Source organism: Pontibacillus sp. HMF3514 (genome assembly GCF_009858175.1).
Lineage (GTDB): Bacteria > Bacillota > Bacilli > Bacillales > BH030062 > Pontibacillus.
On record NZ_CP047393.1, the window covers coordinates 239,192 to 254,133 of the forward strand.

Sequence of the window (14,942 nt, forward strand, 5' to 3'; positions counted from 1 at the left end):
CCAATCACTATCTAAACCAACGTATGAATGTTTGGGTCAGCTTTGGAACAACACCAGAGAATAATTTGTTTCGCCAGTACTGATTACTTGCTTGTTCAATTGCTGCTGTGTGGTTTGGGTAAGGATAAATCATATTAGAAAGATCTCCGATTTTCATGCCTTTTTCCACGGCTAGAATGAGAACTTGCATCCAGTCCCCAACACCTTTACCAATCGCATGAGCACCTACAATCTGACCTTTAGTAGAAGTGATGATTTTCAAGAAACCCTCCGAGGCATGATCTGCCACGTAACGGTCTACTTCATCTAAGTTCGTTTGATAGATCATCACATCGCCGTGCTCTTTTTGTGCTTCTTCTTGAGTCAATCCGAAGTGGAATACCTCAGGAGTAAGGTAAGTATTCCATGGAATATTTTCATAGGATACACTTCGGCGCAGACCAAACACAGCATTTTGTACGACAGTCTTGCCTTCGTGACCTGCGACGTGGGTGAAAGGATAAGAACCGTTCACATCACCGACTGCAAAAATGTGACTTACAGATGTACGCATCGTACCATCAACCTTCACGAATCCTCGCTCATCTAATTTCACACCTGCTTGGTCTAACTGGAGAGAGTCCGTGTTTGGTTTACGTCCAGTGGCTAAAAAGACTTTGTCCGTTTCGATTACATGTGTATGATTTCCCACGGAATAGTGTACATGAGTTTGCCCGTTTTCCCGTGAAGTTTTCTCTACTTTTGCATGAGTGACAATGTTTATTTCTTGCTCAAGAATCTCTTGAGCTTTTTTTTGAATGTCGTAATCTTCTTTGCCAAGTACAGATGGACCAGCTTCTAAGACCGTAACTTCAGAACCGAGTCTTGAAAATGCTTGAGCAATCTCCAAGCCAATAGGACCGCCACCAATAAATACGAGTTTCTTTGGAAGTTCATTCAAATCGAAAACTGTTTCATTCGTAAGGTAGCCAGTCTGATCTAATCCTTCAATTGGTGGAATGTTTGGACTCGACCCCGTAGAGATTACAATTCGTTTGCCATACACACGTGTGTTGCCTTCAACATCGACTTCATGTTCATTATGAAAGGAGGCATCACCAATATAGACATCAATTCCAAGCTCTTTAAAACGGTCGATACTATCGTGCTCTTGAATATGGGAGATTGATTGTTTAATTCGATCGTTAATAGCCTTCATATCAACATCTCCTGAAGCATGAACTCCATACGCACTTACATTCCTTGCGTGGTAAACTTCATTTGCTACTTCAATGAGTGCTTTTGATGGAACACAACCGTAATGTAGACAATCCCCTCCAAGGTCTTCGCGCTTATCAATAAGAGCTGTTTTCGCTCCAAGAGAAGCAGCACCAGCCGCAACGGTTAAACCACCAGCACCACCACCGACAATAATTAGGTCATATTTTTTCATTGGATCATCTCCTCTCTAAGATAAAATTCGTTTGGCTTCAAAGAAGCGTTGTAAGCCTGTGAATATCTCAACAGCTAAAAAGGCTAACGTGGACCATAATAGAATAGATGGGAATAACATCATAATGCTAAAAAGGATAAATCCTTCTGAACGCTCTGCTAATCCTGCTTGGTAATAGAATGACTTGATGCCTTGCTTTTCAGAAACAGCTCCTACTGTAAGAAATATAGTCATAGAAAAAATGATGGAAACGCTTAGTAGTAATAAAGACCACATCAGATCAGGGTGAACAAATGCAATAGCTAAAATAATAGTAATTTCGACCACACGGTCAAACGTAATATCCATTACTGTCCCAAAAGAGGATGGTTTGGTAAGACGAGCCATCGTACCATCCACTGCATCGAGGAACCCAGAGAACCATAGGACGATAACAGCTATAAGAGGTGATCCTAAAATATAGAAGCCACCAGCTGATATTCCGACCAAAAATGCTATAAATGTGACTTGGTTCGGAGTCAGACCTTTATCTACCAGCCATTTCCCTGTTTTTTCTATAGAAGGTTGTACAAATTTTCTTGCGTGAGTATCTAGCATGGTATCGACTCCTTCATTTATTCCGTAAGACCAAGCCATTTTTTAACTTGATTTCTTAATAAGTAGGTTAAGCCTAAAAGAACAACAAATATAATGAGGGCTACTATTATCATGCTCGTATTCCCTGATTCAATGCTAGAACCAAGGAAACTATAGGCGAACGTACCAGGAATAATTCCGATTGTGGCCATCATATAAGAACGAAATTTAACTCGTGCAATTCCAGAAATGTAGCTTAAAACGTCGAATCCTATTAAAGGAATTAAGCGTAAGATAAGGACATATAGAAAACCTCGTTCTTGTACCTTTTCATACACTTGATCAGACCACTTGAAATTGTGAAATTTTAATATGGAATCGCCAAAATAACGAGCCATCACATATCCTGTTGCTGCCGCACCCGTTGCGCCAATCAGTATATAAAAGAATCCAGGGAATACCCCATAGGCAATCCCGGCAGCAAGAGAAAGAATGGATGTCGGGAAAAAGACAAAGGGTCCAATGGCGTATATGATAAAAAAGATAAATGGCGACCACCAACCAAAAGATAAGATGAAGTTTTTAATATTTGTTGCTGTGATATTGAATTCAAACCGCACAATATAGGCTAGGATTAAAAATATAAGCAAAAAGATAATCGGTTTGATCCAGTTTCTTAGTTGTTTCATACAATCATTCCTTTGATTTGGAATTCATAAACGATTGGACACGCTCTTGGTCTGCTGTTACAAATACATTCGTTCCAATCGAAAGCTCTAATCCGCTCGAGAGTGTTACATTTTTTTGTAAAGAAGGGATCCTAATTTGATAAAAGCGATTCCCGTGGTAAAAGATTCCGTTTTTAACTATGCCTTCCCAACAATATTGCTCAGTTCGGGGTTCATTGGTTGTGACAAATAGTGAATGAAGGGGAGCGTAATAATCTTCATCTATAACCAAATGATCTCCAAAGAATTCAGCAACAAATGAGTTAGCAGGAGTCTGATAAACATCTTTTGGCTCACCTATTTGTTGGAAAAATCCTTCATGGAAGACGCCTACTCGATCCCCCATATACATTGCTTCCTCACGATCATGCGTGATAAATAGAGCCGTGATGTTCTGATCTTTAAGCAAATCTCTTACCCAAGTTCTCATCTCGTCTCTTAACTGCTCATCAAGACTGCTAAACGGTTCATCGAGTAAAAGAAGTTCGGGTTGAATAGCTAGCGAACGAGCTAATGATACCCGTTGCTGCTGACCTCCAGAGAGTTCATGAGGAAAAGCTCGTTCATACCCATTTAATCCTACATGTTGTAAAAGAGATTGTGCCCGTTCTGTTCGCTCATTCTTATAACGTTTTTGGAACGTTAGTCCATATGCGACATTTTCCAAAATCGTCATGTGAGGGAATAGCAAAGGCTGTTGAAAAACTAAGCTTACAGGACGCTTGTTAGCATCCATGTTCGTTACGTTTTCCTTATTAATGAGAAAACGGCCTTGTGTAAAAGGTTCAAGTCCAGCTAAGCAGCGTAATAAAGTGGTTTTACCACTGCCTGAAGGTCCAACAATACTCATGATTTCTCCCTTATCTAGAGAGAGATCCAATTGTTCGAAAACTGTATTTGTTTGAAAGGATTTCGTTGCTTGCTGTAGTTGGATATAAGGTGATGTCATGTGCGAATCCTCCAAGGGTTTTGATACGGTAATAAGAGGAACAATAACTCAACCATGATATAAAATAGAAGGGGAAGCAAAGCGAACCATATCGAGAACGCTGCTAGCACAGTACTATTCGCTGAGTTTAAAAATGGAAAATATACAAGAGCCAAGGTAACTACATTTCCTCCCCCGATGATTGCAGTTATCACATACTGACTCAGGCTGATGACAAATGTTAGAAAGATTGTGCTCCTTATGGCTGGTTTTAATAAAGGAACGTCAATCGATAAAAATCTTTGCCATGGATTAGGACCTAAAATGCGAGATTGTTCTAACATAGAAGCACCTAAAGATGTATAACCATTGCGCAAGATTTTTACAGAGTAAGGTATGGTAGGAACTAAGTGAATCAAGACCACACCTATCCAAGTATTAGTCATATCTAGACGTATCATCGCAATGTGGACGCCAATTGTAATAGCAAGTAATGGGATAATAATAGGGAAAAGGATGACAGCTTCTAAGAATGATTTCCCTTTAAAGTCATACATCGCTAGTGCATACCCAGCTGTCAGACCTATGATTAAATTTAGTAATACAACGATTGCTCCAATCCCAAGTGATACCAAGGTAGCATGTATGAGTTGGTTCTCTGAGAAAAGAGTTCCCCACCCTTGTAATGTGAAATGGGTGTGAACATGAGCTTCATACCGAGTTGGTAAGGTAAAGCTTTTGAATAATAAGAAAAGCACAGGAAAGAGAAACAAAGTTGTTGTATATAACCAGAATTGAATCTTTTTATTTCTTGGTGCTTTCATCATGTTATCTGTTTCCTTTCGTAAATAACCAACGCTTGCGATTCGTTATCGCGTATAGACCCCAAGACACAATACCAATCAGTATGCTTGTAGAAATCATCGCTGCAAAAGCCAGAGGACGCTCACTCCAATCTCCAGCGTAAAACCAATCGTATGTTAAGATTGAAATCATTTCAGGAAATGTAGACCCTAGTAAATAAGGCACTTCATAAGCGCTTAAAATAAAAGCAAATAGAATGATTCCTGATTCAAGCAAAATAGGAGAGACCCATGGCCACTCTGCATCTTTAAACGCTGCCCAACGACCTCCCCCAAGTGTTCGAACCAAGTCTTTATACTCGTGATTTTGTTGTACATAGACAGGTAACAGCATCAAGATTACGAAAGGAACTTCTTTACCTACATAAGTGAGGATCATCCCAATCCCATTTTGATCATTGGTTAGGATAGGGAAGGACTCACGACTTTCGATGACTCCAAGGTGATAGAACATATAAGAAAACAAGCCGCTCTGTTCAAAGAGTAATAAAACGATATACCCCCATACAAAGTGAGGGAATAGCATCGGAATCCATACACTTAGCTTCCCAGACATTCGATTAATTAGAGGATAAAAAGCTCGTGTTAGTAAAAGGCCAATCACTAATGAACATCCAGTAGCAATCAAGGTGATACGAAGGCTGTAAAATAAGGAGTACCAAAATGCCTCCTTTTGAAATAACTCCTCATAAGTTTGAAGCGATAGACTCCCCTGATGTACTAAGCTACTCCATAGAGCTGAAAATAGCCCGTAAGCAGGTAATAATAAAAATAGTAATACCGGGAGTAAGAGGAGCCAGATCTTAGTCTTTCCGGATGACTTCATTCTTCCAATTCTCCTTTAACCACTCTACATAGGTGGAATCAGCCTCAGGTAAAAAGCTCTCCTCTAACTTTTTAGCTGGTAAGACAGTCTTACCACGATCAAGAGATTGGAATTTTTCCCGATCCTCGGCTGATAATTTATCAATACTTATTGGCGTATTGTCCCCCCAATAAGTGGGTTTGAGCTTTTTCAGTTGTGCATTTGGTGATAATAAAAAGTTGATGGCTGTTATGGCACCTTCCTTGTTTGGGCTGTTGTATGGAATCGCAAGGAAGTGCGTATTTCCAATTGATCCCGACTCCATGACAAAAGAGCGAGTTGACTCAGGAAAAACGCCATCTTCAATCATGTGTTCAGCCCTGGCTTCGTTATAACCCATGGTCATCCATACGTCTCCATTTCTATATAACCGATCGAGTTGGGATAACGTGGATGGGTAATGCTTTCCCTCGCGCCATAAATGAGGTTGGATTTCGTTTAAATAAGACCACATTTGTTCAGAATGCTTTGTGGCATGTTGCTTTGAAAAGGGTTCTTCGATAATGGATTCAGGACTGTCAGCCGATTGATAGAGTAAATGCCTTAAAAAAGCGTTGCCTGAAAAATCATCTGGGTTTGGATAAGTGAACTTGCCAGGATTGTCTTTCACCCAGACTTTTAGTTCTTCAAATGATTTAGGAGGCTCTTCGATTTTATTGCTATCGTATTGAAAAACGAACTGTACTTTACCCCAAGGTGCTTCATAACCATCCACAGCTGTTCCGAAGTCATATTGAAAAGCTAAGCTTTCCTGGTCGTAGTATTTTTTGAAATTGGGGAGCTGGTTTCGAAACGGACCATAAAGTAAATCGCTATTCTTAGCGTTTTTAAAATTCTCACCATTGATCCAAATCACATCAATGGTTCCTTTCTTTTTACCGGCTCTTTTTTCTGAGTGGAGCTTTTGTAATATGTTTTGCGTGTCCATTGGCGTTCTCTTTAATGTAATGTTGTATTGTTCTTTAAGTTTAGGAGCGACCCATTCATCTATATAGCGGTTAATGCCTTCATCTCCGCCCCACATATGAATGTGTACAGTGGTGGCGTCTGCTTTTTGAGTGATGTCTGACCAAGATGTATTTTGAAAATCAATCGATTGAGTGGTTGGATTATTAGTTTGACCGCATGCCGTTAACAACAGGATGAATAGAATTAAAAAAGGTTGTTTTTTCATATATAGCCCTCCTAATAATTTTATTATACAAATACTAAAGTAATTTATAATGTAATCCAACTTACACAATGTGTTTTCGTTCCATGTTATGATATGTTTAAATATAGTAGGTAAGACTTTATAGGAGGCTATGACCATGGAAATGATTCATGAAACAGCAACGTTTCAAAACACAATTAACAGCGAAAAGCCTGTTATGATAAAATTCTCAGCAAACTGGTGCCCGGACTGTAAGCGTATGGATATGTTCATCGGAGATATCTTAGAAGAGTACAGTGGCTATCAGTGGTTCGAAATTAACCGTGATGAACTTCCTGAAATTGCACAAGAGTATGATGTAATGGGAATTCCGAGCATTCTAATCTTCCAAAACGGTGCAAAGATCGCTCACTTACACAGTGCAAATGCGAAGACACCTGATGAAGTACAAGAATTCTTAACAAAATCTCTATAAAATCATGAAAAAGCATCTGCCACAGGTAGGTGCTTTTGTTTTGCTATATCATCCATTTGGATAAATTAAAAATGCGTGCCTCCATGAAGGGGGCACGCATTTTTTAATCATCAGATAGAATTTTTACAAGGCGTAGCAAATCCAAGAATAGATTAAGAAAGTCTAGATAGAGATTTAACGCAAGTAAGGGAATATCTTTCTCATCATGATAACCGTGTTTAATTTTGTTAATGTCATAGATAATAAAGCCTGAGAATATCAGAATGCTAATGATCGTGATGACTAGAATAGCCATTCCACCCAAGTTAAAGATCATATGGATGATCCAAACGAGGATAAGCGCTAGAAGTGCACTCATGAGCATCCCGCCCATAAAGCTTAAGTCACGTTTAGTCTTCCAAGCATAAATGGAGAGTACTGTGAAAATAACAGCCGTTACGCCGAACACAACGAGTACAGTATATGCTCCAATTGAACTGACGTAGTAGGACATAACAGGAAATAGCGTTAAGCCTGATATAAAGGTGAAAAAGAATAGGAATGAGTAGCTGATCTTTTTGGCTTTACGTACAAAGAATACGACAATAAGTAGTATGAATTCTAATATAATGAGCGGTAAAAAGAGAGCCGGTGGAACCCATTGGCCAGCGAATAATCCAATCAAGGCAAACCCAATGGAGATCGCAAAGGTTCTTAGCACCGCGGCTAATAATTCACCTTTTTGCATAAGGAATCCTCCTTCATCAAACTCTCCATAGTATAGTAGATTGTGTAACGTTTTGTCGAATCTACCCGCAGGTTTGGCTGGCCACTTAACTGACCTTCTGTCATGCCACTAATAAATTACTTTAAAAAGTAAACTCAATGATTTTTTTTAACCGTTTGCCGAAGTATATTGGAATTTCGTTTCAATTCTTGCAGTAATCTCGATTTGGCCTGGTTCGACTTGAGTGGATGCTGAACTTACAGCTTCAGCCTGTTTAAATGTCTGAGGAGTTACGGTTCCTTGAGGGAGCTCTTCGACAATTTGTGTTGGTGTTGGATCTAGGTTTAAATTCATTTGATTCGCTATGGTTTGTGCTTTTGATACTGCATTCTCTAAAGCTCGATTTAGTGCTCGCTTGTAATATTGTTGAGGGTTGTCAATTGTAAACTCAATATTCGACACGCGATTCGCCCCATTTTGAACAGCTGTGTCGATTACTTTACCCGTTTGGCTTAGATCCTTTATCGTCACCTGAAGCGTATGCGTTACCTGATAACCTCTAAATTCTTGTTTTCCATCTACATAATCATATTGGGGGTAAATAAAATAATCTACAGTTTGAATATCCTCACGAGGAATCCCCATTTGTACAAGAGAATCAATCACTTTATTTAAAGTCTGTGCGTTATCTTGCTGGGCTTTTGTTAATTCCTCGTCTTGGGTTTCGACACCAAGGTTAATTTTAGCTACATTCGGTTGAGTAGATACAGAACCGACTCCAGTAACTGTCATCAAACGTTTTTTCCCATTATCCTGTTGGTTCCTTACAGGTTTGGGTGCAGGAGAAGGATAGGGCGGATAGTACATATTGATTCCACCTTTCATGAATTAGTCGCTACTACTTATTTCATGAAAGAAAATTCCTCATTATGCTTGATCTTTTGAAAATCGGGAAAAAAAAGATACAGATTTGATAAAGGAGCTAAACAATAATGGGACTACTTTTTTCACAGTTTTCTAAGCCAAAGGGTTTAATTGGTAGAATCGTTGGCTTCATCATGTATAGAGAAAATGCAGCGATTAGTAAGTGGACGTTATCTTTTTTAGATATTCAATCTGATGAACATGTATTAGAGATTGGATTTGGCCCCGGTTATTGTATTCGAAGCCTCTGTAAAACATATAGAGATATTCACGTAACGGGGTTAGATCCATCTGGCACGATGGTAGAAGAAGCAACTCGGCGTAATCAAAAGTGGGTAGATGAAGGTAGGGTGGAATTGAAAGAAGCTAAAGCAGGAGAAGTGGATGTCGTTTCAAAACCAATAGATAAAGTTATAACCATTAACAACATCACGTATTGGGAAGACCCTGTTAGGACACTCAATAACCTTAAAACTCGTATGAGAAAAGCCGGCCGAATTGCGATTACGCTTCAACCTCATGAAAAAGGAGCTTCTGATCAAACGGCTGAATTAGCAGGTGATCAAATACGCTCCTTCTTAGAACAAGCAGGCTTTGAATATGTACGTGTACACCATCGTCCCGGTAAGCCAAACAAAACAACCTGTGTGGTGGGAAGTGCTCCTTAATAGAGACCTTTAGAATAAAAGTTTGCGAGTGGGATTATACTTTGTTGACTATGTTACAGTATAAGCAAGGAGGGACGAGTATGGATATTAAAATTTCCAAAGATGACAAAGATCAAATTATCGCTCAGATTCAAGCTTATTTTGAAATGGAACGTGGTGAAGAGCTTGGGATGATCGGAGCTGAACAGTTTTATCATTATTTTGTAAAAGAGATTGGTCCTTACATATACAATCAAGGCGTGCGAGATGCGAAGAAAATGATTGATGAAAAGATGATGAATATCGACGAGGATATTACATCGTTAGAAAAACCTATTTATGTGCAACGTGAACGGTAGAGTCCTGGTGACTTGCCGTTTTTTAATTTTTTGATATTCGTTTTGAGAGGTGGTTTAATCCCTTAAATAATAAACGTACGAGCTTATACATAATTCAAAATGGAGCTACAATAAGAAAAAGAAGAATGGGCGATTCTGTCTATAGAATCAAATGAAGAATTAAAACTTGATATGACCACCTAATATGATTAACATAGATTCATTAACATAAAAGGAGCGTCCTTCATGATTCGAATAGCAAATAAAGACGATATAAAAGATATTTTATTCATCTATAACGATGCGGTTGTAAACACTACGGCTGTATATGATTATGAACCCTATTCTTACGAAAACCGTGTTCAGTGGTTTGAAAAGAAACAAAAAGCTAGCGTACCCATTATGGTTTATGAAGAAGATGGAGAAGTTTGTGGATTTGCTACATATGGTGCCTTCAGGGATTGGCCTGCCTATCAATATACTGTTGAGCATTCTGTATATGTGAACCCTAAACATGGTGGTAAAGGTATCGGTGGCACGTTACTAAAAGAGATCATAAAAGCCGCTAAACAGGATGGCTATATTACCATGGTTGCAGGGATTGATGGTACGAACAAAGGAAGTATATCCTTGCATGAAAAAGTAGGGTTTACATATAGTGGGACTATTCAGAAAGCGGGTTATAAATTTGATCGGTGGTTGGACTTAGCATTTTATCAGATCGATTTAGAGCGTGTGAATAATTAGATATGGAAACATTTACTACATTAGGGGGAGCATTCTTTTTGATAAACTCTACTTAACAGATAATGAATAGGGTGTAAGACATGATCATAAAGAACTTCATTTATAAACTAAGAGACAGTCAAAAGTTTTATCTCCTTAATTTTGTTTTTATATTAATAGGGTTAGTTTCGTCTATGATCCTTACAAGTGAATCCATCATATGGGGGCAGCGATTAATTATCTTTTGGATAGGATTATTGGTGTACATTTCGGTATTTCTAGGAGTAGATCCAATGATTAAAGGAGTAGGATTAGCACTGCTACCGATGGGGATCACAGGAGTATTTATACAAATACTAGAAAATGTTCCTGTAATCTATTATAACAAATGGCTTGAGGCGGATACTGTTAGAGGCGGTGGCCCTGTCAGCTTATTTTTCTACATGATATTATTTATAGTTCTCAAGGTATTTAAGGTTGAACCCTATATGCTAAAGTTGGCGAGGGAGCAACAAAATAAATCCAAATAAAAAAGCTTGAGGCACTTCTTAGGAGCCTCAAGCTTTTTTTATTTGGTTCTTAACAGCCTTAGTCCATTCAACGTTACAAGTAATGTCGCGCCCATGTCTGCAAATATAGCGATCCATAATGTTAGCCAGCCAGGGATTACAAGTAACAACGCTAGTAGCTTAACTATAAGGGCAAAGCTAATGTTTTGTTTAATCACTCGTAATGCTTTGCGGCTGAGGCGAATGGTAAATGGCAGCTTATCGAGATCATCGGCCATTAGTGCAATATCAGCTGTTTCCAGAGCTGTATCGGTTCCTGCTCCACCCATAGCTACACCTACAGTTGATGTTGCTAGAGCAGGGGCATCATTCACACCGTCTCCGACCATTGCAACTGGTCCAACATTTTTCTCATAATGCTTAATCCATTCGAGCTTTTGCTGAGGAAGAAGTTCTGCTTTGACCTCTTTCACACCAGACTCTTCACCTAGTGATTTTGCGGTAAGGTGATGATCACCTGTTAACATTACAGTTTCTCTGATCCCTAGTTCATGAATGGTCGATAAAATATTCGTTGCATGTTCCCGTAGTTCATCACGGACTGCAAGAATCACATCAATTTCATGTGATGTACCCGCGATCATAACGGTCTTACCTTGTTTCTGTAACGATTCAACAAGCTCAAGAATGTTTTGTGGAACATCCATAGAAAGATCTTCAGTAAATAGTGCGAGAGACCCTACGTAATACGTTGATCCATTGAACTCTCCAGATATCCCTTTGCCTGTAATCGATTGAAACTCGTCAACCTCTATAGGAGCAATCTCTTCTTCTTGAGTTCTCTTCAAAATGGCTGATGCTAGAGGATGCTGAGATTTCGTTTCTAATCCCGCGACTTGAGCTAAAATTTTCGAGCGGTTTTCATCGGAAACGAACTTTAGGTCCGTAACTTCTGGAACTCCTTTTGTTAGCGTTCCGGTTTTATCAAACGCAACGGCTTTAACTTTTGCGACTTGTTCTAGATAGATTCCGCCTTTAACAAGCACGCCATTTCGAGCAGCGTTTCCTATCGCAGTTACAATTGAGACAGGGGTTGAAATAACGAGAGCACAAGGACATCCCACAACGAGAACAGCTAATCCTTGGTACACCCATGTTGACCAAGAAGCACCACCGATCAATGGAGGTAATATAGCGACAAGAAAAGCGACAGCGATTATTGCTGGTGTATAGTATTTTGCAAATTGATCCACGAACTTTTGAGAAGGTGCTCTTTCAGCTTGAGCTTCTTCTACAAGGTGAATAATCTTCGCAATTGTTGTATCGTCAACATGTTTGGTAACCTCAATTTCCAAGAACCCTTCTGTATTCAGTGTTCCTGCAAAAGCTTCGTCACCTTCTGTCTTTTCAACAGGGACAGATTCTCCAGTGATGGCGGCTTGATTAACTGAGGAGCGACCATCTTTTACAATACCATCCATAGCAATTTTCTCGCCTGGTTTAACAAGCATGATATCGCCAATTTGTATGTCTTCAACGTCTACGGTCAATTCATTCTGACCGCGTCTGATTGTTGCGGTTTTAGGAGCAATGTCCATGAGTGATCGAATAGACGAGCGAGCTTTATCCATGGAATAAGCTTCGAGTGCTTCACTAATCGCAAATAAAACAACTACGACTGCAGCTTCTCCCCATTCTCCAATGATTGAAGCACCAATAATGGCAATGGTCATCAAGGTGCGCATATCAAACTCAAGACGAAGCAGGTTCTTGAACCCAGTTTTAAAGAGGGGGATCCCTGCTGCAAGAATGGCACCGATGAAGAAACCAATGGTAGCACCATCATGTTCTCCAACTGTAAAAGAAGAGGTGTATCCACAAACAATGAGAAGGATAGCGAATATTTCTTGCCAATATCGCTTAATAAAAGGTGTCTTTGGTGTCTCTTCTTTCTTTTCTCCTTCAGGTCTTACCGATAAATTTTCAAAGGCGCCTGCTTTTTCTAAATCCTCTACGGTCGTATCACCATAGACAGAAATTTTCGAAGCGCCGAAATTAATTTGAGCATCTTTCACACCATCCAGGTGCTTAACGTTCGTTTCGAACTTTTTGGCACAGTTTGCTCAGGTGAGACCTTCAATACGATAAATCTCTTTTTCCTGTTCTGTATCAGCTTGATTCGTCGTCACGGTGCTTCACCTCCTTTTGGTGCGTAAAGGCAAGTTGAACGATTTGCTTTACGTGATCATCGTCTAAGGAATAGTATGCGAGTTTTCCTTGTTTTCGATAACGTGCTAATCCTAATTTACGTAAATGGCGCAAGTGATGGGAAGCGGTTGCTGTTGATGAACCCACTATATTCGCTACATCACATACACAAAGTTCCTCTTCCTGTAAAAGGGCATATGCTATCGTGAGACGGGTTCCGTCAGATAGGGCTTTGAATATATGAGCTACACTTAGCGGCTCTTGATGTTGTAAGGATTCTTTAACACGATTCACCGTATCTTCATGGACACAGGTGACATCGCAAGTATCTTTAGACATTCGTTTTCCTCCATCATTCAAATGATCGTTTGAGTATACTATATTCAAATGGGTGTTTGAATGTCAATGATAGATCCGTTTATATAAAAAATTTTTATATGGGGTTATTCAATTATATGGCAGTTATGTGGAATAACTGTTTTAGTGAGAGAGGCGGTTCCGTTGCTATTGTGGAGTACGGTGGGATTGGGAACGGGTTGCTTTCCCCGGACGAACGATCGAGCCTCCTCATACGCTATGCTTCTTGCGGGGTCTCGCTCGCCCGTATTTCCGGAGGAGTCAACCCGTTCCCAAGCCCACCTTAGCCGAATGGTGATTAACGGAACCGTAGCGATATGAGGAGGTAATGCTTACGGACATTTGTTCCGCTATTTCACCTTAAAATGGTTTTTCTAAAGAGCTTACGGACATTCATTCCGCTAATTGCTGCAAATCACCTTAATAAAGAGCAATATGTCACAAATAAGGTACCATATGTCCGTAACGACTCTCGAAATGCCTTTAAAGTTCAAAATAATGGAACAGATGTCCGTAAGGGTTAGAGCTCACACAACTAGGGTCCGTTAACCTCCATACAAGCAAGGGGGGAAGGAAACGTCGTACTCCAGTGGTAGAAAGGGCGGCCGAGATCCCGCAAGGAGCGCAGCGGATGAGGAAGCTCGGACGGTCTTCCACAGGAGTATCGACGTTTCACTGACCCCCTAACTCTCACAAAAGCAACGGACTCCTCTCATATTTATCTCGATTCCAAGTCTTCCACATAAGGGGGCTTTAACAGAAGAATGGACCATAAAAAAAGCATGACATCCATTTAAAGACGTCATGCTTAGAAGGATTAAATATTAATATTACCAAACTTCGCATTAATCCCTTCTCCTTTTGAAAGAGAAAGGGTGCCATTACCAAGTTCCCAATCATACGAAGGGTTCCCAGCTAAGTCCGTAGAAGGGGTTGGTTCTCCTAGCTGATAAAGGTGCATCCATTCTTCCTTCGATTTCTCGAGTTCATCAACACCAATATGAATCGTATTGAAGGGGATAGAGTTGGTGTCTTCTGGGTTGTCAGGAGAGTTGATGTCACCTCCCCATTCAATAACAAATGGTAACACTTTTGATTCAAAATTAAATTTTGGGAAGAGCATTCTCCAGGATAACGTATAGCCGTTTGGTTTTGTACGACTTCCTTCAAATGGTCCTTGGTAGGGGATACGCTCCTCATCCCAATATTCAATAAGCGAATTCATATCAGATGTTCTTAAAGCAAAGGTGATAGGACCTTCCACGTCTTGGTCATGGTTGTGTATAAGGTGTTGGATAAGCGGATTGCCTGAATTCAAGGCAGTGTCATAATCTTGGACACCAAGCCACTCAATATAAGCCTGATTACTGAAGAAAGCTAAATGGTTATAGGTTCCCCAAGCCTTATGCTCTCCACCTTGCACCCCGATCACCCCATGCTTCATATTCATATCTTTTTTTGCCTGCTCAGGTGATTTAGCAGCAACAACTAGATGATCAAAATACAT

At 39.9% G+C, this 14,942-nt stretch carries 18 protein-coding genes; 6 read left to right on the forward strand and 12 right to left on the reverse strand.

Features of this window, described 5'->3' with window-relative positions:
• Positions 1-7 precede the first annotated feature (7 nt).
• Genes GS400_RS01385 through GS400_RS01415 form a run of 7 tightly spaced genes read right to left on the reverse strand, consistent with a single transcriptional unit; the run spans position 8 to position 6,566 of the window.
• The gene (locus GS400_RS01385; RefSeq protein WP_160098430.1) at positions 8-1,432 is read right to left on the reverse strand and encodes a dihydrolipoyl dehydrogenase family protein; all 1,425 of its coding nucleotides are present in this window, start codon (positions 1,430-1,432) and stop codon (positions 8-10) included.
• Positions 1,433-1,447: 15 nt separating this feature from the next.
• Positions 1,448-2,029, reverse strand: a complete 582-nt coding sequence (locus tag GS400_RS01390) for a CDP-alcohol phosphatidyltransferase family protein (protein WP_160098432.1) — start codon at positions 2,027-2,029, stop codon at positions 1,448-1,450.
• Positions 2,030-2,046: 17 nt separating this feature from the next.
• Complete coding sequence (locus GS400_RS01395; RefSeq protein ID WP_160098434.1) at positions 2,047-2,697, reverse strand: TVP38/TMEM64 family protein; 651 nt, start codon at positions 2,695-2,697, stop codon at positions 2,047-2,049.
• Positions 2,698-2,701: 4 nt separating this feature from the next.
• On the reverse strand, positions 2,702-3,685 hold the full coding sequence (locus tag GS400_RS01400; RefSeq protein ID WP_160098436.1) for an ABC transporter ATP-binding protein: 984 nt from the start codon (positions 3,683-3,685) through the stop codon (positions 2,702-2,704).
• The gene (locus tag GS400_RS01405; protein WP_236561094.1) at positions 3,682-4,491 is read right to left on the reverse strand and encodes an ABC transporter permease; all 810 of its coding nucleotides are present in this window, start codon (positions 4,489-4,491) and stop codon (positions 3,682-3,684) included. The genes GS400_RS01400 and GS400_RS01405 overlap by 4 nt, the downstream gene beginning before the upstream one ends.
• Position 4,492: 1 nt before the next feature.
• The gene (locus GS400_RS01410; protein WP_160098438.1) at positions 4,493-5,353 is read right to left on the reverse strand and encodes an ABC transporter permease; all 861 of its coding nucleotides are present in this window, start codon (positions 5,351-5,353) and stop codon (positions 4,493-4,495) included.
• Positions 5,331-6,566 carry an ABC transporter substrate-binding protein gene (locus GS400_RS01415; RefSeq protein ID WP_160098440.1) on the reverse strand — a complete coding sequence of 412 codons (1,236 nt, stop codon included), beginning with the start codon at positions 6,564-6,566 and terminating at the stop codon, positions 5,331-5,333. The genes GS400_RS01410 and GS400_RS01415 overlap by 23 nt, the downstream gene beginning before the upstream one ends.
• Before the next feature lie 136 nt (positions 6,567-6,702).
• Between GS400_RS01415 and GS400_RS01420 the strand changes: the two genes are divergently transcribed.
• Entirely contained in the window at positions 6,703-7,020 is a 318-nt protein-coding gene (locus tag GS400_RS01420) for a thioredoxin family protein (protein ID WP_160098442.1), read from the forward strand.
• Between the two features lie 103 nt (positions 7,021-7,123).
• Here GS400_RS01420 and GS400_RS01425 read toward each other — a convergent pair whose 3' ends face one another.
• A complete protein-coding gene (locus GS400_RS01425) occupies positions 7,124-7,747 on the reverse strand; it encodes a Bax inhibitor-1/YccA family protein (RefSeq protein WP_160098444.1) in 624 nt (207 codons plus the stop codon).
• A 147-nt stretch (positions 7,748-7,894) separates the two neighbouring features.
• Positions 7,895-8,593, reverse strand: coding sequence for an SIMPL domain-containing protein (locus tag GS400_RS01430; protein ID WP_236561095.1), 699 nt, complete (start codon positions 8,591-8,593; stop codon positions 7,895-7,897).
• Positions 8,594-8,718: 125 nt separating this feature from the next.
• Between GS400_RS01430 and GS400_RS01435 the strand changes: the two genes are divergently transcribed.
• The 4 genes from GS400_RS01435 to GS400_RS01450 all read left to right on the forward strand — a co-directional run bounded on the left by GS400_RS01435 (position 8,719) and on the right by GS400_RS01450 (position 10,891).
• Positions 8,719-9,318, forward strand: coding sequence for a class I SAM-dependent methyltransferase (locus GS400_RS01435; protein WP_160098448.1), 600 nt, complete (start codon positions 8,719-8,721; stop codon positions 9,316-9,318).
• 80 nt (positions 9,319-9,398) lie between these two features.
• The gene (locus tag GS400_RS01440; protein ID WP_160098450.1) at positions 9,399-9,656 is read left to right on the forward strand and encodes a DUF2164 domain-containing protein; all 258 of its coding nucleotides are present in this window, start codon (positions 9,399-9,401) and stop codon (positions 9,654-9,656) included.
• 225 nt (positions 9,657-9,881) lie between these two features.
• On the forward strand, positions 9,882-10,382 hold the full coding sequence (locus GS400_RS01445) for a GNAT family N-acetyltransferase (RefSeq protein WP_160098452.1): 501 nt from the start codon (positions 9,882-9,884) through the stop codon (positions 10,380-10,382).
• 80 nt (positions 10,383-10,462) lie between these two features.
• Positions 10,463-10,891 (forward strand): hypothetical protein, encoded by a 429-nt coding sequence (locus tag GS400_RS01450; RefSeq protein ID WP_160098454.1) that lies wholly within the window; start codon positions 10,463-10,465, stop codon positions 10,889-10,891.
• Positions 10,892-10,929: 38 nt separating this feature from the next.
• Here the strand turns inward: GS400_RS01450 and GS400_RS01455 are convergent, their stop codons facing one another.
• On the reverse strand, positions 10,930-13,059 hold the full coding sequence (locus tag GS400_RS01455; RefSeq protein WP_160098456.1) for a heavy metal translocating P-type ATPase: 2,130 nt from the start codon (positions 13,057-13,059) through the stop codon (positions 10,930-10,932).
• Positions 13,040-13,417, reverse strand: a complete 378-nt coding sequence (locus tag GS400_RS01460) for an ArsR/SmtB family transcription factor (RefSeq protein WP_160098458.1) — start codon at positions 13,415-13,417, stop codon at positions 13,040-13,042. Before GS400_RS01460 ends, GS400_RS01455 begins: the two co-directional genes overlap by 20 nt.
• Positions 13,418-13,800: 383 nt before the next feature.
• Between GS400_RS01460 and GS400_RS01465 the strand changes: the two genes are divergently transcribed.
• On the forward strand, positions 13,801-13,959 hold the full coding sequence (locus tag GS400_RS01465) for a hypothetical protein (protein ID WP_160098460.1): 159 nt from the start codon (positions 13,801-13,803) through the stop codon (positions 13,957-13,959).
• 293 nt (positions 13,960-14,252) lie between these two features.
• Here GS400_RS01465 and GS400_RS01470 read toward each other — a convergent pair whose 3' ends face one another.
• Positions 14,253-14,942 (reverse strand): VOC family protein, encoded by a 690-nt coding sequence (locus GS400_RS01470; protein ID WP_160098462.1) that lies wholly within the window; start codon positions 14,940-14,942, stop codon positions 14,253-14,255.